General features: G+C 36.9%; 19 protein-coding genes. 5 read left to right on the top strand and 14 right to left on the bottom strand.

The window, feature by feature from the left end; translation table 11 throughout:
- Window positions 1-74: 74 nt before the first annotated feature.
- Window positions 75-962 carry a UTP--glucose-1-phosphate uridylyltransferase GalU gene (galU, locus tag JFU20_RS17795; protein WP_002015869.1) on the bottom strand — a complete coding sequence of 296 codons (888 nt, stop codon included), beginning with the start codon at window positions 960-962 and terminating at the stop codon, window positions 75-77.
- Window positions 963-1,114: 152 nt separating this feature from the next.
- Window positions 1,115-2,839, bottom strand: coding sequence for a phospho-sugar mutase (locus tag JFU20_RS17790; RefSeq protein WP_002166533.1), 1,725 nt, complete (start codon window positions 2,837-2,839; stop codon window positions 1,115-1,117).
- Between the two features lie 143 nt (window positions 2,840-2,982).
- Between JFU20_RS17790 and cdaS the strand changes: the two genes are divergently transcribed.
- A complete protein-coding gene (gene cdaS, locus JFU20_RS17785) occupies window positions 2,983-3,588 on the top strand; it encodes a sporulation-specific diadenylate cyclase CdaS (RefSeq protein WP_002067925.1) in 606 nt (201 codons plus the stop codon).
- Window positions 3,589-3,756: 168 nt separating this feature from the next.
- Here cdaS and pepA read toward each other — a convergent pair whose 3' ends face one another.
- The 5 genes from pepA to JFU20_RS17760 form a co-directional block, all read right to left on the bottom strand.
- Window positions 3,757-5,241 carry a cytosol aminopeptidase gene (pepA, locus tag JFU20_RS17780; protein ID WP_201038793.1) on the bottom strand — a complete coding sequence of 495 codons (1,485 nt, stop codon included), beginning with the start codon at window positions 5,239-5,241 and terminating at the stop codon, window positions 3,757-3,759.
- Between the two features lie 205 nt (window positions 5,242-5,446).
- Window positions 5,447-6,073: a 3D domain-containing protein gene (locus JFU20_RS17775; RefSeq protein ID WP_002089307.1), complete on the bottom strand. Its 627-nt coding sequence runs from the start codon at window positions 6,071-6,073 to the stop codon at window positions 5,447-5,449.
- Window positions 6,074-6,159: 86 nt separating this feature from the next.
- Window positions 6,160-6,477 carry a YuiB family protein gene (locus JFU20_RS17770; protein ID WP_002089308.1) on the bottom strand — a complete coding sequence of 106 codons (318 nt, stop codon included), beginning with the start codon at window positions 6,475-6,477 and terminating at the stop codon, window positions 6,160-6,162.
- The gene (locus JFU20_RS17765; protein WP_002015875.1) at window positions 6,474-6,980 is read right to left on the bottom strand and encodes an NUDIX hydrolase; all 507 of its coding nucleotides are present in this window, start codon (window positions 6,978-6,980) and stop codon (window positions 6,474-6,476) included. Before JFU20_RS17765 ends, JFU20_RS17770 begins: the two co-directional genes overlap by 4 nt.
- 121 nt (window positions 6,981-7,101) lie before the next feature.
- Entirely contained in the window at window positions 7,102-8,310 is a 1,209-nt protein-coding gene (locus JFU20_RS17760; RefSeq protein ID WP_002067919.1) for an NAD(P)/FAD-dependent oxidoreductase, read from the bottom strand.
- A gap of 464 nt (window positions 8,311-8,774) precedes the next feature.
- On the opposite strand from JFU20_RS17760, the gene JFU20_RS17755 reads away from it, so the two are divergent.
- From JFU20_RS17755 to JFU20_RS17745, 3 genes are all read left to right on the top strand, one after another.
- Complete coding sequence (locus JFU20_RS17755; RefSeq protein ID WP_002166532.1) at window positions 8,775-9,764, top strand: NAD(P)/FAD-dependent oxidoreductase; 990 nt, start codon at window positions 8,775-8,777, stop codon at window positions 9,762-9,764.
- A gap of 165 nt (window positions 9,765-9,929) precedes the next feature.
- Entirely contained in the window at window positions 9,930-10,406 is a 477-nt protein-coding gene (locus JFU20_RS17750; RefSeq protein ID WP_002015878.1) for a GyrI-like domain-containing protein, read from the top strand.
- A gap of 328 nt (window positions 10,407-10,734) precedes the next feature.
- On the top strand, window positions 10,735-11,982 hold the full coding sequence (locus JFU20_RS17745) for an MFS transporter (protein WP_002015879.1): 1,248 nt from the start codon (window positions 10,735-10,737) through the stop codon (window positions 11,980-11,982).
- 17 nt (window positions 11,983-11,999) lie between these two features.
- Here JFU20_RS17745 and JFU20_RS17740 read toward each other — a convergent pair whose 3' ends face one another.
- A complete protein-coding gene (locus JFU20_RS17740; RefSeq protein WP_002015880.1) occupies window positions 12,000-12,881 on the bottom strand; it encodes a helix-turn-helix domain-containing protein in 882 nt (293 codons plus the stop codon).
- 79 nt (window positions 12,882-12,960) lie between these two features.
- Here JFU20_RS17740 and JFU20_RS17735 point away from each other — a divergent pair, with 79 nt between their 5' ends.
- Window positions 12,961-13,422 carry a 2-thiouracil desulfurase family protein gene (locus JFU20_RS17735; RefSeq protein WP_002015899.1) on the top strand — a complete coding sequence of 154 codons (462 nt, stop codon included), beginning with the start codon at window positions 12,961-12,963 and terminating at the stop codon, window positions 13,420-13,422.
- Window positions 13,423-13,450: 28 nt separating this feature from the next.
- On the opposite strand, the gene JFU20_RS17730 is transcribed toward JFU20_RS17735, so the two are convergent.
- The 6 genes from JFU20_RS17730 to JFU20_RS17705 all read right to left on the bottom strand — a co-directional run bounded on the left by JFU20_RS17730 (window position 13,451) and on the right by JFU20_RS17705 (window position 17,316).
- Complete coding sequence (locus tag JFU20_RS17730; protein ID WP_002015898.1) at window positions 13,451-13,813, bottom strand: YxeA family protein; 363 nt, start codon at window positions 13,811-13,813, stop codon at window positions 13,451-13,453.
- A 368-nt stretch (window positions 13,814-14,181) separates the two neighbouring features.
- Complete coding sequence (locus JFU20_RS17725; protein ID WP_002166530.1) at window positions 14,182-14,373, bottom strand: hypothetical protein; 192 nt, start codon at window positions 14,371-14,373, stop codon at window positions 14,182-14,184.
- A gap of 87 nt (window positions 14,374-14,460) precedes the next feature.
- Window positions 14,461-15,219, bottom strand: a complete 759-nt coding sequence (locus tag JFU20_RS17720) for a hypothetical protein (protein WP_002015896.1) — start codon at window positions 15,217-15,219, stop codon at window positions 14,461-14,463.
- Between the two features lie 268 nt (window positions 15,220-15,487).
- Complete coding sequence (locus tag JFU20_RS17715; protein WP_002015895.1) at window positions 15,488-15,841, bottom strand: HesB/IscA family protein; 354 nt, start codon at window positions 15,839-15,841, stop codon at window positions 15,488-15,490.
- Between the two features lie 41 nt (window positions 15,842-15,882).
- The gene (gene dapF, locus JFU20_RS17710) at window positions 15,883-16,749 is read right to left on the bottom strand and encodes a diaminopimelate epimerase (protein ID WP_002015893.1); all 867 of its coding nucleotides are present in this window, start codon (window positions 16,747-16,749) and stop codon (window positions 15,883-15,885) included.
- A gap of 327 nt (window positions 16,750-17,076) precedes the next feature.
- Window positions 17,077-17,316: a YuzB family protein gene (locus tag JFU20_RS17705; protein WP_002015892.1), complete on the bottom strand. Its 240-nt coding sequence runs from the start codon at window positions 17,314-17,316 to the stop codon at window positions 17,077-17,079.
- Window positions 17,317-17,567: the final 251 nt, after the last annotated feature.

Here is a 17,567-nt window from a genome sequence, read left to right as displayed (position 1 = left end):
AAAAAAATCCCCTTTAGATTAAGCAGTAAATACGTTCCTTTACCGCTCATCCAACAGGGGATTATATCACTATATTAAGACTCTTGCTTCATTTGCTCGTCTAAAACTTTCTTCATCATTACTAGCATATCATCACGTAATTCTGGGTGTTGCAATGCCATTTCAATTGTCGTTTGAACAAATCCTAATTTTTCACCAACGTCATAACGCTTTCCTTCAAAATCATATGCAAATACACGTTGAATTTCATTTAAGCTTTGAATTGCATCCGTTAACTGAATTTCGCCACCCGCTCCAACTTGTTGCTGTTCCAAGAACATAAAGATTTCAGGAGTTAAAATGTAACGTCCCATAATCGCTAAGTTTGAAGGCGCAGTACCTTGCGCTGGTTTCTCAACGAATTTACGAACTTGATAACGACGTCCCTCTTGCTCTAACGGATCAATAATTCCATAGCGATGTGTTTCTGCTTCAGGAACAGTTTGTACACCAATAACAGAAGAAAGTGTTTTGTCATACTCGTCCATTAATTGACGTAAACATGGTTTTTCAGCTTGAACGATATCATCGCCTAATAATACTGCAAACGGCTCATCACCAATGAATTTACGTGCGCACCAAACAGCATGTCCTAATCCTTTTGGTTCTTTTTGTCGAATGTAATGGATATCTACCATTTTAGAAGAAGCTTGTACTTTTTCAAGTAACTCATACTTTTTCTTCTCTAATAAGTTTTGCTCTAATTCAAATGCGTTATCAAAATGATCTTCGATAGAGCGCTTTCCTTTACCAGTAACGATAATAATATCTTCGATGCCTGATTTTACTGCTTCTTCTACGATGTATTGAATTGTTGGTTTATCTACAATTGGAAGCATTTCTTTTGGCATTGCTTTCGTTGCTGGTAAAAAGCGTGTTCCTAATCCCGCTGCCGGGATAATTGCTTTTCTCACTTTTTTCATGACAAATACCCTCGCTTTTCATTCTAATTCTCTTAGTAAAGTGTAAATTTATAACACTCGCTCGTAATAATCCTCTACATCAAACAAAACTACAAGAAAAGAGGAGGCCGTTCTCCGTTCTCCTCTTTTCCTATCAGTAGCACTCTATTCTATTATAAACGATTCATAATATCTTCTTTAATAGTAAGTAACTTTTGTTCACTATTTTGTAAGGAATCATCTTGTACACCAAAGTAGAATTTAATTTTCGGCTCTGTTCCAGATGGACGTAAGCAGAACCAAGAACCATCTTCTAATTGATATTTTAACACATTTGATTTCGGTAAGTGAATCTCTTCCTTATTTCCATCTTGTAACGTTGTAATGATGCTTTCTTTATAATCCTCAACTGCAACAACTGTTAAACCAGCTACCTCTTTCGGAGGATTCTCACGGAATGTTGCCATCATCTTTTGAATCTGTTCGGCACCATCTTTTCCTTTTAACGTTAACGATACAAGGTCCTCACGGAAGAACCCATACTTCTTAAATACTTCTAGCAGACCACCGTATAACGTTTTACCTTGTGATTTGTAGTATGCAGCTACTTCACATGCAAATAGGACGGATTGCACCGCATCTTTATCACGGCAGAATGGACGGATTAAATAACCGTAGCTTTCCTCATAACCGAATTGGAATTCATATTGTCCGCTTTCTTCATACTGTTTAATTTTTTCACCGATAAATTTAAATCCAGTTAACGTATCAACTGTATCTAAACCGTATGTTTTTGCGATTGTACGGCCAATTTCAGACGTTACGATTGTTTTTAAAACAACACCGTTTTCTGGAAGCGTTCCGTTTTCCTTCTTTTGTGATAATAAGTAATCAAGCATTAACGCACCTGTTTGGTTACCAGTTAATACTTGGAACTCACCATCGTGATTGCGAACTGCTACACCTAGACGGTCTGCATCAGGATCTGTTGCGATTAACACATCTGCGCCTACTTTTTCACCGTCGCGAATTGCATACTCAAACGCTGCATGCTCTTCTGGGTTTGGTGATTTTACTGTAGAGAAATTTGGATCTGGTAACTCTTGCTCTTTTACAACTGTTACATCTGTAAATCCAACTTCTTCTAAACCACGGCGTACCGAAATATTTGATGTTCCATGCAATGGTGTAAAGACGATTTTTAAATCTTTTCCTACTTCTTTCACCATCTCTTTATTAATAATGACATTGTTCAATTCTGCTGCATAAGCATCATCTACTTCTTGTCCAATTATATGTAATAAACCGTCAGCTTTTAATTGCTCAACATCAGCAACTTCAACTGTTAATTCATTCTCTACTGCATTTACGTAGCTAATTAACTCATCAGCTTCCTTTGGAGGCAACTGGCCACCATCTTCACCATATACTTTATAACCGTTATATTCGGGCGGATTATGGCTTGCCGTAAGAACGATTCCACTTGCTGTATGTAAATGACGAACTGCGAAAGAAAGCACTGGTGTTGGACGTAAGCTTTCAAATACATATGTTGTAATACCGTGTGCACCAAGAGTAGCAGCTACTTCCATTGCGAATTCAGGTGATTTATGACGAGAATCATACGCGACAACAACACCGCGTTTTTTCGCTTCTTCACCTAATTTTTCAATAAACATAGCTAATCCTTTTGTTGCTTTACGAACTGTATATACATTTAAACGGTTCGTACCAGCACCAAGTTCACCACGCATACCACCTGTTCCGAACTCTAGATTTTTATAAAAGCTATCCTCGATTTTCTTCTCATCTTGCTTCATGTTTTCTAGCTGTTCTTTTAATTCTGCGTCTAATTCTGCATATGAAAGCCAGCGACTAAATTCTTGTTTCCAATTCATACTTCCATCTCCTCTCGCCTGTCGTACCTTCATTATATGAAAAAAACAACCTGAATCTCAATATTTTTTAAAATCTAGCAGGATTTTACTATAAATATTTGTATACACTATGGTTAAATACTCCACCAAAGGGAATGAGGATTATGCAAGAATGGGGCTTGTCAGAAGAGCTCAAAATAAAAACAAAGCAGATGATTGAAATTGCTGAAAAAGAATTATCAAACATGAAGCATGCAATCGATAAAGAAGATGAATGTATTTTATGTAAAATGGAAGATATTCATCATATGTTAACAAATGTACAGACGTTAGCAGCTACATATTATATTCAAGCATATTTATCACCTTATACGGAAAGTTCACATTTCATCACTACAGCTGTCCAACATTTAAGCGCTCGAAAACACGGTGCTCTTATTATTGTGGAACGAAGTGACGCTCTTGATTCTTTCATTCAAACTGGAACGACATTAAACGCACACTTAACCGCGCCACTACTTGAATCAATTTTTTATCCAGGGAACCCTCTTCATGACGGAGCCGTTCTCATTAAAAATAATCATATTGTCTCAGCAGCTAATATTCTCCCATTAACAAAAAGCATGGAAATCAATCCTGAGCTAGGAACACGTCATAGGGCTGCAATTGGCTTATCCGAGAAAATTGATGCACTTATATTAGTTGTCTCTGAGGAAACAGGGCGTACTTCATTCGCTTTAGGCGGGACGTTATATACGATTTCTTTATAGGACGAATCTTTCACTATGTAGCACTTTTTGGAACGGTAAAATAGTAAATGAAATTATATTAACCGTAACTCCAAATATATCGACTTACCGACAAAAACTGACAATAGTCATACCATATCAATAAGAAAAGGCTATCCCAAAAATTTGAGACAGCCTTTTCTTCAAAAATTATTCTTCTCCGAAACGCTCAACAAGTGTTGCAAGTGTACGCACCATTGCACCTGTTGCTCCAGATGGTCCTAAATCATGTGCTCCAGATGTTTCAGATGTTCCAGCGATGTCTAAGTGTACCCATGGTGTTTCTTCTGCAAATTCACCAAGGAATGTCCCAGCCATAACCGCATGTCCTTCACGGCCTGGTGAGTTATTTAAATCAGCAAATTTACTGTTTTTGACACGTTCTTTATCACGTTCAAAAATCGGCAATTGCCAAATTGGCTCATCCGTTTCCATAGAAGCCTCTAACACTTGTTCAAACAATTCTTCATTATTTGTCATCGCGCCTGTTGTATGATTTCCAAGTGCAACAATTACACCACCTGTTAATGTCGCAACATCAACTAAGTAATTTGCGCCAAGTTTCTTCGCATACGTAATACCGTCAGCTAACGCTAGGCGACCTTCTGCATCTGTATTTAATACTTCAATTGTTTTTCCGCTCATAGATGTAATAACATCATCTGGCTTAAATGCTGTACCACTTACAACGTTGTCAGTTGATGGAATAACAGCAATTACATTTTGCTCGGGGCGAAGTTCACCGATGATCTCCATCGCACCAAGAACAGCTGCAGCTCCGCCCATATCACCTTTCATACCAACCATGCCTTCACGTGGTTTTAAAGAATAACCGCCTGTATCATATGTAATCCCTTTTCCAACAAATCCAATTACATCTTTCCACTCTTCTTTTCCTTTATAAATAAGAGCGATCATTTTTGGCGGTTCAGTAGATCCTTGGTTTACTGCAAGTAATGCACCCATACCAAGCTCTTCCATCTCTTCTTTCTCAAGAACCTTATAATCCATATCGTATTTTTCTGCTAATTCAACTGCATACTCAGCAAGCTTTGTCGCTGTTAATACGTTTGGCGGCATATTTACAAGCGTACGAGCTGAATTCGTTGCACGTCCATGTACGTATCCTACCGTTAATGCTGCTTCAATTTCTTGTGTATCTTCTGCTGTAATAGCCGTAAACTTCTCTAATTCTACACGATCCTTTTTATCTGATTTATACGTTTGTAATTCATATGTACCAAGACCTTGTACTTCTGCCGCAATATGAGCTACATCAATCGCATCTAATTTATCTGTCACGAAAGAATCAAGTAAGATTGCTGCATCTTGTACTTTTGCTGCTTGTAACGCTTTAAACGCCTTACCAAGAGCAGCACGTAACGTTTCCGTTGTATATGACTCTTTCTTACCTAAACCAACAAAATAATAACGTTTAACATTTATTTTTCCTAAGCTATGTACTTTTGAAATTGCTTTCTTCTTAGTTGAAAGTTCTTTTTCTTCTAATAAAACTTGTAATTGTCCTTCAAACGCTTTATCCAGTTCTTGTACAAAGCTACTCGTTTTATCTTCTTCAAATAAGGCAACAATTACCGCTTCATGACTTACTAATTCTTTTTGTACTTGAAACATGTTCAGACCCCCTAAATTTCTCTACGTCCATTATAACTTTATTTTCGATAAAATGCGACAATTCTAAATTCTGTTATTTCATATAAAGTGAAACTTTAATCAGTAGGGGTTTTACCGGCCGCAAATAGCAGGATAAAGATGCTATCTCCAATATCTTCTATGGTGAAATAAGACAAGAAAAAAGTCTAGCGTTATTACCACTAGACTATCTTTGTTTTAAATATTGTCCACGAAACACTTGCATCGTTTCGTCTTGATTTAACATCGTTAACTCTTCTTCCGAAAACTTGCCATTTCCTATTTTCACTATATACACATTTACTTTTTTCTTACCCCATTGGCTATAAACATCTTTCACCGTATCATAATATAAATCGAGACGATTTCCTTTTATAGCACCGCCCTTATCAGCTACAACACCATATCCGTAACCTGGCACGAATAGAATTGTCCCAAGCGGGAATACGCGTAAATCGGCAGCGATTGTGGAATATAAATCCCTTTTTGCTTTAACACCTGAATATGTAATGCCATACTCTGGATGCCCCGGCCTCTTTCCAGTCGACTCTATACCTGATGTATAACCAGTTGCAGTCATTTCTATAACACGATATTTAGACCAGTCATTTGCCTGCTCTAAAGCATTTATCACTTCTTTACTCGGAGCAACTTTTTTCTCAATTTCTGCTGCATGTACTTCTTTTACACTTGTTCCTTCATATGATTTTATAATCTCTAATAAAGAAACTCCTGTGAAAGCCTGCCATGTTACGCATAATGCGAATGCAAGTAAACAAGTCATCATAATGCGAATACAATATCGTTTTAACATTTTTATATTCCACACTCCTTCATCGTTAATCATTCCCTATACGATGAAGGAATATGCAAAAAAATAATCTCCAAATTGATTGGAGATTAAAACATTTGATATCCACTTTTCCGAAGTTTTTTAATTATAATTCCTGCTAAAGCAGCACCTACTAATCCAGTAGATAGAATAAACACATCTGCGTGTCCTAAATGCGATACACTTGTCCCAAATGAAGAAAATGTTTCTTTTGGCTTTGAAAAATAGTCCCATACACTCGCTTTATTAATAATAAGCATACAAATAATCGGATATACAATAACCATTACCCACGTAGCTCGCAAAATCATGTTGAGTAAAAATCCAATTCCAAAAAATAAAATAAAGAACAACATCATTGAAATAAGTAGTACCGGTATACTCACTTCTTCTCCCTCTCCTTCGCATACGCCGTAAACACATGATAAGCCGTATAACCAAATTGCTCTCCTGGATTTAATGTTTTGTCCATTTCAAAATGCGACTCTGCTCTTCCTTCTAATAAATATTTGATGAGTACAGAAGTATTTTGATCATCTGCAATATTTTCTGGATGTAAAAAAGCTACTTCCGACAATTCTTTCTCCTGTACGATAACGTCTTCTCCCTCTGGCTCTAGAAGAAAAATAATCATATTATCACTAATTTCATTATGAATAACACCTGAGCGAATACCAATAATCCCCTTTACATGAGCAACAATGCCTGTCTCTTCCAAAATTTCACGTTTCACAGCTTCATCAACAGTCTCGCCTTCATTAACAAAACCAGCAGGTAAAGACCATTGCCCTTTCAATCCACCGTATTTTTTCTTAACGAATAGCCATCTCCCATCTTCTGTAGCTACTAAGCCACTGACAGCTAACCACACTTTCCCTCGCTTCCCCATGATATAACCTCCTCCATCAAAACGAACAGAATATTCTTTCTTTTTTTATATATTATACTATATTTTCAATACGAAAAAAGCAGAAACAGCTCATAGCCGTTTCTGCTTTTTCTACTATATATTAAAAGAACTTCAATTTACCTTTTTTAAGAACTAATAAAGGTCCGCCTAGTAAGAATAAGTAACGGTTGTCGATTACTTTCTTCATGAATGAAGCTTTCCAACCTGTTAACTTTTTACCCATAACAACGCCCATTGCATCGTCATGACCTAATGAACATACAGATCCTTTATTATCAAATGCGAACTTTTTCATTTCACCTTTGCCGCGAACTAACACAGTTAAATTGTGTGCAATATTATAACCTTCTTGAATTGCAATCTGTGCTGTTGGTGGGTATGGACGGTTAATCTCTTCGTTGATGATTAACGCTGCATCACCAACCATGAATACATCTTCATGACCTGGAGCGTGCATGTACTCATCCACTTTAATACGTCCGCGCATTGCTTCAAATCCAGACTCTTCCACAATACCATTACCACGAACACCTGCAGCCCAAACTACAGTTTCAGATTTAAGAAGTTCAGCATCATCACCGTTGGCAACGATAATACCTTCTTCAGTTGCTTCCTTAATTGCTGTACCGATGCGGAATTCTACACCTTTTTTCTCAAGTTGTTTTACAGCGTACTCTACTAATGCTGGATCGAAACCAGGAAGTGCTGTTGGAGCAGCTTCTACACAGATGATACGTGCTTTTTCACGTGGAACATCGTACTCTTTGCAAAGTTCAGGAATACGATTTGCAAGCTCACCTACGTACTCGATACCAGTAAATCCAGCGCCACCAACAACGATTGTTACTAACTCATCACGTTTTTCAGTCGCATATTGAGCGAATTTTTCTTCCATATGCTCACGAATTTGACGAGTTGCATTAATGTTAGTGATTGAGAATGCATGCTCTTTTAATCCTTTAATTCCGAACGTTTCTGATTCGAAACCAAGACCGATTACTAAGTAATCATACTCTAATTCACCATCTTTTAAGATAATACGTTTTTCAGCAGCTTTAATCTCTACTACTGTATCTTGTACAAAGTTCACTTTATTTGTATCGATAACGTCTTGAATATCTAGACAGATTTTATCATCTTGTAATGTACCAGCTGCACTCTCATGTAACCAAGTTGCTTGGTAGTGATAGCTGTTGTTGTTTACTAACGTAATTTCAGCTTCACTTACAGATAATGTTTTTTGCAGACGAACAGTCGTAATCATCCCGCCATAACCTGCACCTAAAACTACGATTTTTGGAGTCTTCACTAAATCACAACCCTTTTCTTTATATAATAGTAATAAAAAATAATACCAAGTACTAAAAACTCTATTTGTCAAGAATGTGGAATTTATCACATTCTATATCATAACAAAACGCAGTCAAAAAATCGTACGAAATTTGTCATAGAAATTTAACATAATACTTCCCTATATTAGTCGGTTTCATTCCATAATTCAAGCACCTAGAGAATTATCAATATTTTAAAATAACATAGCGTTTTCAAGGGTTTTTCAGCCTTTTTTTCATGTATTTTCCTTTCGCTATATTTTATACAATTCTAAAACATCTATGCGCAAACTTACTTATTATTCAGTCGTTTCCAGAAGTATTATTAACTGAAATATGCTATCATTTATTTGAAAGTGTCATCATTTGCAGGATTTTCATGTACATATGAACAATATATGAAATCAATATTAAAATTCCATCATCTATAGGGGGAATGAAAATGACAGAAAATCAAAAAGTTTACGACATAACGATTATTGGTGGTGGCCCAACAGGACTATTCACCGCATTTTATGGCGGAATGAGACAAGCAAGTGTAAAAATTATTGAAAGCTTACCTCAACTTGGAGGGCAATTATCCGCACTATATCCCGAAAAATATATTTATGATGTAGCTGGATTCCCAAAAGTGCGCGCACAAGAGTTAGTTGATAACTTAAAAGAACAAATGAAAAAGTTCGATCCAACCGTTTGCTTAGAAGAAGCTGTTGATACGCTTGAAAAACAAGCTGACGGTATATTTAAGCTTGTTACAAATAAACAAACTCACTACTCTAAATCTGTCATTATTACTGCTGGTAATGGTGCTTTCCAACCACGCCGCTTAGAATTAGAAGGCACAGCAAAATATGAAAAGAAAAACTTACATTATTTCGTTGATGATATGAATAAATTTGCTGGAAAACGCGTCGTTGTATTCGGCGGTGGTGACTCAGCAGTAGATTGGACAATGATGTTAGAACCGCTTGCGGACAAAGTTACAATTGCTCATCGCCGCGACAAATTCCGTGCACATGAACATAGCGTAGAAAGCTTAATGAATTCCCGTGCAGAAGTAAGCACACCTTACATTCCAGTTGAACTTATCGGTGATGATACTATTGAACAAGTTGTTCTTCAGCACGTAAAAACAGAAGAAAAAATTATCATCGATGTTGATGACGTAATCGTAAACTACGGCTTCGTTTCTTCACTTGGTCCAATTAAAAATTGGGGCTTAGATATTCAAAAAAACAGCATCCTCGTGAACTCAAAAATGGAAACAAATATTCCTGGCATTTACGCTGCTGGTGACATTTGTACATATGAAGGAAAAGTAAAACTCATTGCTTGCGGCTTTGGTGAAGCACCGACAGCAGTAAACAATGCAAAAGCTTACTTCGATCCAAACGCAAAACTTCAACCAATGCATAGCTCAAGTATGTTTTAATATAGAAATGAAAAGAGCTCCTTTTACGTGAAAGGAGTTCTTTTCATACTCTCTCTTTTTCCTAACTAAAATACATCGCAATTTGATAAAAAACACTACTTCTTTCCAAAATATGTTACAATAAAACAGAACGTACGTTTCATTTAATAAAGGGAGGTTTTATTAATGAAAGAACCTATTATCGTAAAAAAAGAAGCTTTCCAAGCAATCGGTGTTTCTATTACAACTACAAACGAAAAAGAAGCATCAAATGAAGGAAAGATTCCGGTGCTTTGGAATCGCTACTTCCAAGAAAAAATCATGCATCAAATTCCAAATCAACAAACAAAAGAAACATTCGCTTTCTACTCAAACTACGAATCGGATGAAACTGGTACATATCAATTTACTATCGGCATGCCTGTTTCTTCATTAGAAGAAGTTCCTGAAAATATGACAACCTTAACAATACCTGCTGCTACGTATGCGGTATTTACAACGAGAAAAGGTCCTGTGTCTGAAGTCGTTTGTGAAGCTTGGGAATATATTTGGCAATGGACGAAAGAAAACACACGTGCTTTTACAGCAGACTTTGAGCTTTATGACGAAAGTGCAGTTGATCCAAATAACGTACAATTGGATATTTATATTGCTTTAGCCTGAATGACAAAAAAGAAGATACCCTTTGGTATCTTCTTTTTTGTCGTTAAATAGCCACTGTGCAAATTCATTATTATTGTCTACAATGAGAAAGTGCAGTATAGAACTATTAGAAACTGTATAAAGTGAAACTATGCTCAGTGGGGGTTTTGTTCATCCCCCACTGAGTATTAGCCTTCACCAATCGGGTGGTTACGGGCAGCCCGACTCCCGCCTAACTTCTTTGCTCTAGCCAAATTTTGAGGTGGGAGTTTTACTGCCCGTTAACGCGGGATAAAACGATTCTTAATAGGTTTTTCAGTCTAAAATCGGTACATAGAAAGGAAGCAATATGGAGGAACTACAACAAAATAAATCTGCTTTAGAAGGAAGCGGAAAACCGTTATTAAAAAATACGAATTTCCTTTTTCTTTGGGCAGCTACTCTCTTTTCAAGTTTTGCTTTAGCCTTTTTTACTTTTTCACAAACATGGTACATAGCAAAAACATTAAACCTTGAGGCTTCACTCGGTATTGTTTTCGTGGCTCTTAGTGTTCCAAGGCTCATCTTTATGATTATCGGCGGAGCATTAGCTGATAAATTCCCGAAAAAAAATATCATGTTTTACTCTAATATTATTCGCGCTATTCTTGTCGCAACTATTCTCACCTGGTTCATCGTCGGTGATGTAACACTATATACATTTGCTTTATTCGCATTGTTCTTCGGACTTGCTGACGCTTTCTTCTGGTCAGCAGATGGATCTATTCTGCCTGAACTTGTAGAAAAGAGCCGTTTAACACAAGCAAATTCACTTACTCAAATGACAAACCAAGCATCTGTCATTTTAGGACCTGTACTTGGCGGTATTCTCATTAAATTTACGAACTATGAAACAATTTTTTCAATCACAATCCTGCTACTCATTATCGCTGCGATACTCGTTCAAAAAATACAATTTACCGTACCCGAAAAAAATGAAACAGATAAAGGCATGTTTACTTCTATTAAAGAGGGAATTTCATATGTAAAAGAATCACCATTTCTTTCAACTTTCCTTATATGTAGCGCCTTTTTAAATTTATTTTTAATCGGCCCAATGCAAGTAGGCTTCCCGCTCTTCGTCAAAAACGTTCTGCACGGTGATTCACTTCAGTTTAGTTACTTAGAAGCGTCTGTTGGCGGCGGGATGGCGATAGGAGCTGTCATTGTCGGATTAAAAAATATTAATCGTAGACGTGGACTATTTTGCATTATCATGATGCTACTGTCTGGTGTATTCTTCCTAGCCATCAATTTTAGCACCGTACTTTGGCAAGCGTTATTAGCTGGAATGTTTTACGGTATTACAATTGCGATGGCTATCGTTCCACTTATGGCGATGATTCAATCAACAGTAAAAGAAGAGATGATGGGACGCGTTATGAGCTTACTCATGCTTTCATCGATGGGATTCATTCCGCTCTCTTACGCATTTACATCGCTTGCACTTGGGATAGGCATTCCAATTGTAACGGTTATGAAAAGCGGTGCAATCGCTGTTATCGTCTTTGTACTATTTGTAGCAATTCGTGTTCCAGTTGTAAGAAAGTTCGATTAGCTACTTGGAGTCATGTATTATACGCATGGCTCTTTTTTAAATGGATCGAATAACCGTATTCCCTTACTTCTCCTTAATGCCGCTCCCCACTCTAATCCAATTTCTAAAAATAAATCTCGCATCGTACTATACAATAGTGCTCCAACATCTTTACGAATTTCTCCGTACTTATACGCTCTCACAACACTTTTCACCCTCCAAATTAAATTTCCACACACTTCTTCATCAGCTAATATTCCCTCTAATAAAGCACCTTGCTCTAGTAATCCGCTCTTTTTATAAGCAAGTTCCACCTTACTCCAAAATATATTAATCTTCTTCGGATTACTCGTCATCGGCACCAGTGCGTATATAAAAGGCTTAGGTATATCGTGACGACAATACGTTTCATCAAGCTCGTACGTTACTTTTCTTTTCTCTTTTATTTGTGGAATGTTTTTAGAAAGAATTGTTTCCCCCTCATTTTTTTGCTCGTTTCCACTACAGCCATCTGTACGATCATCACTTTCACATGCGGACATTTTCATACGGTCATCCATGCGGTCAATTGCAGATTTAAGAAATACATATAAGTTTGCACTATATCCCCCGCGCTTATATCTTTCTTTTGTCGCAACACGTTTTATAATTCCTAGTTCCTCTAACTTTGCAATCGAGCGGCGTACCGTACGAATACTCTTTCCAACATTTGTAGCAATCGTCTCCATTAACGGACAAGCAACTCCCACTGTTTTCTGTTTCTCATTCACTGCATACTTTCCTAAAAAATGAATAATGATAGCATCCGTTTTATTCAATTGAAATCGATAGCACTTCAAAACTTGTTTTTGATATGTATTAAACTCTTCTTTACTTCGAAATTGACTATATGGTTTCATTAAATTATATAAGCTTCCCATTTTTATCACCTCACTTATAGGTAAGAAATAGGAAGAGAAATTGGCGTGATATTTAATATTTTTTATTGGAGATGAAAATATGATTGTAATTAGCGCTTGTTTAGGTGGTATCGCTTGTCGTTATGACGGTAACGATAATCTCGTTTCACAAATAGAAGAGTTATTACAAAGGGAAGACACCCTCCTCGTTTGTCCCGAAGTATTAGGCGGTTTACCAACACCACGCCCTTCTGCTGAAATTATCGGCGGTAATGGCGATGATGTTTTAGATGGAAAAGCAAAAGTAATGACGAAAGAAGGACAAGATGTCACGGAAGCTTTCGTGCGTGGTGCTTATAAAGCATTAGAACAAATAAAAGATTTAAACCCAGAATATATAATTTTAAAAGAACGCAGTCCATCTTGTGGTAGTTCTACTATTTACACAGGGGAATTTAACGGCAATAAACAAACTGGTTACGGAGTGACAACTGCTTTATTTAAAAGACACGGATTTAAAGTCATTTCAGAAGAGGATTTTGAAAGTAAAAAAAGGAATTGACCCTGTTCGTCAATTCCTTTTTTCTGTCTTATTTCACACCTAATTTTTCTTTCACTTTCGCAGGAAGTTCATCCTTTTTCACTTCTTCCCAAGCTGTTACGCCTTTCTTATCTGAATGGAATACACGTAAGAATGCTTCCTTGCGAAGATTTTTCACAGCTGTAAATTCTAATTCTTTTTCTTTACCTTCTTTATCAAAGGCAGGTAACTTATACTCGAATGATTTGTGCGGCTGACCATTATCAGCTTTTTCATTCTTTTCGATTCCATCAGTAGTAATTTGAACGTAATACGCATCTTTACCCATACGGTTTAAATCACAGCCAACTAATAGGCTTGCAAATACGACTAAAATACTAAAAAGTGCAATATATCTTTTCAATTCCTTCACCTCATATGTTTTTCTTATATTGTTATCTTAAAGCCTAAGCTTTAAAGAAGAAATTCAAAAACATGACATGAACATTACACTTTTGTAAGATAGTAAATTAAAACTTTAATCAGTGTTTTTTCATTGAAAACGTTATTGACACTCATCTAGCCTAGTCATGACAATCTATTAACGCCAATTTTTCCACTTGTCACGAATCTTATCACGTAATTTCCTTATACCGCTTATTACACCCTCTATTACGCACTCTATTATGATATCAATTACAAGGTAACTTACAAATCTAGTTATAGGTTTAATCACATATCTCCCTACGAATTCAAAAACATCGTCAATCTTGCGTCCCCTCCCGCTCGTACAAAGAACTGCTACTTCCCATTCTTTTTGCGCAATCTACGTTCTGTTACAACCGCTGCGCCTACTGCAGTAGCTATCAATAAAAATAGTACGGCGATAGCGTCCACAATGAGGCTATTGAATTTGGACGAAACCCCAACAAATACTAACGCTATCGTTAATACTGCTAGCATAATTATCGTTATCTTATCTTCGTTCATCATTGTCCTCTCCGATTACTCACGGTTCTCTCTCCAAGACTTTATAAAGCCACCGATAACTTTACTGCAATTGTTCCCGTAATTAATTTATTATCGTTGTAATCCATCTTCTACTACCTGCGTAACAGTTCCATTCGGTTCGAATATTACACGTAATGTTCCTTCGCCGCCATAACCGGTATAGCCGTATACTGAATACGATTTATATTTCTCAATCATACGTGGCTGTCCAATCGCAGCTTTTACTTGATTCGCAGGCATACCTTTTTTGATTTTCAAATAGTGATTATAGTCTACTTCCGCCGAATCGTTATTTACATCTTTATACCACGGTACGCGGTCGTTTTTTTCTTCATATTCCTTTACAGGCTCTTCACTGCTTTTCGTAGATACCTGACTCTCTTTATCCGCATCCTTTATAGCAGTGCGTTCAATATTAACAACGTAACCATATGTATTTAATTCAACCATAATTTCATATGTACCATCCGTATCCTTTTCAGTATAAAACACGCGTTTTTCCTTGTTATTATAATTTTTTATGTTCTCACCGCCGTAGTCAATCGTATTAAGAATATCCGTATATGTCATGCCTTCCTCAATCTTTTCGGCTTCGTCGCGAGAAATATAACGCTTCTGTGATGACGGAGCGTCCTCATATTTAATGCTGTCACGTTCGCTCGTAGTCATAGGGGTTTCTTTCTGTTCTTTTAGTACTTCCGCTTCCGATTTCACCTGTTGCTTTGCTCCCGCTTTTGTTAACACGTCTGTATCGTTAGAACAAGCTCCAAATATTGATGCTGTAACCAACGTCATCCCTAATACCAGTACTTTCTTAAATGACTTCATTGTAATTCCTCCGGTAGTTTTTAATTTCTAGTAATCAGCGTATTTTAATTAATATGGAACGAGTCAGTTCTATACAATTCGATATTGCCTGCACCTTCATGCATCCTCTTTAGCCTTCTTCTTGCATGTATTCGTTATCTTTGTCATGCTCTTTTTCTTTTTAGCGCAAAAGAAAAGACCTTCCTAACGATTTGGTTTCATCGCTAAGAAGGTCTTTATATGCAACCTACCCATTCAATTTCCACTTAGAATAAAGGGATGAAAAAACTTAGCAATCTTCTGGCTTACCAGCATTCGACGCTGTACGGAAAGATGATCCGCATCCACATGATGCGATCGCGTTTGGATTGTCGATTGTGAATCCGCCGCCAAGCATAGATTGCTTATAGTCAACTTTCACTCCCTTTACAATCGGAGCACTTTCTTTATCGATAACAAATTCAACACCGAAAAACTCAAGAACTGTGTCGTCTTCTTTTGGTTCTATTTCAAATCCTAAGCCGTAAGAAAGACCACTACATCCGCCGCCATGTACAGCAAGGCGCACGTACTTCTCTCCATCTTCAGCATCTTTTAACATATCTTTAATTTGAAAAGCTGCTTGTTCTGTTACTTCAATCATGAAATACACCATCCTTTCTGTTCTCATTCTATTATACATCTTTACGCTTCTATCTTGTACTCATACACTCCGCGGCAAATTATTTCCGCAGGTCCTTTCATTAATACATTTCCTTCTTCTGTCCATGCGATCATTAAGTCGCCGCCTGCTAAGTGAACCGTAATTTCTTTACCGTGTTCCATTTTCCCATTTAAAATTGCCGCAACGACAGCTGCGCATGCTCCTGTCCCGCAAGCTTGTGTTACACCAGATCCTCGTTCCCAAACGCGGAAATTCATCTCTTCATCATTCAAAATCTCGATGAATTCAACATTCACTCGCTCTGGGAACATTTCATGCGTCTCAAGAACCGGTCCTAACGTTGTAAGAGGCGCTTTTTCTACATCATCAACAAAAATAACCGCATGTGGATTCCCCATTGAAACAGCTGTAAATGCATAACGGTGATTATTGTATAAGAAGTTTTCACGAATAAATGGTGTCTCTCCTTCACCAAGCATCGGTATCTCTTCACGTGTTAAACGAGGTGCTCCCATGTCGATTTTCGCTAATGTAACTTTGTCATCTTCTACCGTTACTTCTGCCGTAACAATACCCGCTAACGTTTCAATTGTGAAAACTTTACCTTCTACTAGTTTATGCTCATACGCATATTTCGCTACGCAGCGTAAACCATTTCCACAGCTCTTTCCTTCTGAGCCATCGTTATTAAACATGCGCATTTTTACTGGTGCCACGTCAGAAGGGCAAATTAAAATCATTCCATCTGCACCAATACCAGTATTAATATTTGAAACCTTTTCCGCTACAATTGCTAAATCTTCTTCTCTAATTTGTTCCTCAAACATATTTACATATATATAACTATTTCCAAGACCATGCATTTTTGTAAAAGAAAATTGGCTCATTTTTATTCACTCCAAAAATAATTTATTATTTCAAGTATAAAATGCATGCTTTTAGAACACAATATGAATGTCCCCCGTTTCTCATATTTGACAGTGTTTTGGCAATAGGCCGTTCTTACACAAATCGTGTAAGAAAAAAGCCCTTCTAAAAGGGCTTTTTTTTTTGAAATAAACACTCCTAATAAAGTGAAACTTTAATCAGTGGGGGACGGGCAACAGGGCTTCAACCTAACTTCTTTGCTTCAGCTGAATTTTGAGGTGGGAGTCTTACTGCCCGCAAATAGCGGGATAAATGAAAAAAGAAAAACGTTGCCTGTTTGCAACGCTTTAAAACATTGGATTTTCATCCATATAATCATATACATTATTTACAAGTTCTTCTACTGTTGCACCTTGTACCACTTCACCATTTACAAGTGCAAATGGACCTTCAAAACAGATGCCACAATATCCTAAACAACCATATTCCATTACGTCTAAATTAGGATCTTTTTCTAATTTTTCTAAAGCTGCTTGCGAACCGCTTGCAAGGTTACCTACACAAAATTCGATTAATGGTTTAATCAAAACTCTCTCCCCCCTGTATCTCTAAACAAATTACCATTTACTTTATATGGTATGTGCATACCTAATTTGCGAACCGGATAAGTAACCCTCTCTACTTGTTACCATTCCACTTTATTTATAAGAAGAAAACTAAGCTGTTTCTTGTTGTTTTCGTTATATATTCTAAACTATTTAGTTACTTCACTATTTCACTTCATAATAGATGGTCTTCTTTATATAACATACTACTCATAATGAAATAGTAAATAGTA

The organism is Bacillus sp. TH30, assembly GCF_016650875.1.
GTDB classification, from domain to species: Bacteria; Bacillota; Bacilli; order Bacillales; family Bacillaceae_G; genus Bacillus_A; species Bacillus_A mycoides.
The sequence above is the reverse complement of the archived record's forward strand: the minus strand, read 5'-3'. Positions and strand labels throughout refer to the sequence as shown.

Bases quoted from the DNA above. Each gene is read 5' to 3' on its own strand.
- JFU20_RS17750 (WP_002015878.1), top strand. From the start codon at position 9,930: ATGAAAGAACCTATTATCGTAAAAAAAGAAGCTTTCCAAGCAATCGGT.
- JFU20_RS17720 (WP_002015896.1), bottom strand. From the start codon at position 15,219: ATGAAGTCATTTAAGAAAGTACTGGTATTAGGGATGACGTTGGTTACA.
- JFU20_RS17775 (WP_002089307.1), bottom strand. From the start codon at position 6,073: ATGTTAAAACGATATTGTATTCGCATTATGATGACTTGTTTACTTGCA.
- galU (WP_002015869.1), bottom strand. From the start codon at position 962: ATGAAAAAAGTGAGAAAAGCAATTATCCCGGCAGCGGGATTAGGAACA.
- JFU20_RS17755 (WP_002166532.1), top strand. From the start codon at position 8,775: ATGACAGAAAATCAAAAAGTTTACGACATAACGATTATTGGTGGTGGC.
- JFU20_RS17740 (WP_002015880.1), bottom strand. From the start codon at position 12,881: ATGGGAAGCTTATATAATTTAATGAAACCATATAGTCAATTTCGAAGT.
- JFU20_RS17725 (WP_002166530.1), bottom strand. From the start codon at position 14,373: ATGATGAACGAAGATAAGATAACGATAATTATGCTAGCAGTATTAACG.
- JFU20_RS17765 (WP_002015875.1), bottom strand. From the start codon at position 6,980: ATGGGGAAGCGAGGGAAAGTGTGGTTAGCTGTCAGTGGCTTAGTAGCT.
- pepA (WP_201038793.1), bottom strand. From the start codon at position 5,241: ATGTTTCAAGTACAAAAAGAATTAGTAAGTCATGAAGCGGTAATTGTT.
- JFU20_RS17745 (WP_002015879.1), top strand. From the start codon at position 10,735: ATGGAGGAACTACAACAAAATAAATCTGCTTTAGAAGGAAGCGGAAAA.
- JFU20_RS17735 (WP_002015899.1), top strand. From the start codon at position 12,961: ATGATTGTAATTAGCGCTTGTTTAGGTGGTATCGCTTGTCGTTATGAC.
- JFU20_RS17790 (WP_002166533.1), bottom strand. From the start codon at position 2,839: ATGAATTGGAAACAAGAATTTAGTCGCTGGCTTTCATATGCAGAATTA.
- JFU20_RS17715 (WP_002015895.1), bottom strand. From the start codon at position 15,841: ATGATTGAAGTAACAGAACAAGCAGCTTTTCAAATTAAAGATATGTTA.
- cdaS (WP_002067925.1), top strand. From the start codon at position 2,983: ATGCAAGAATGGGGCTTGTCAGAAGAGCTCAAAATAAAAACAAAGCAG.
- dapF (WP_002015893.1), bottom strand. From the start codon at position 16,749: ATGAGCCAATTTTCTTTTACAAAAATGCATGGTCTTGGAAATAGTTAT.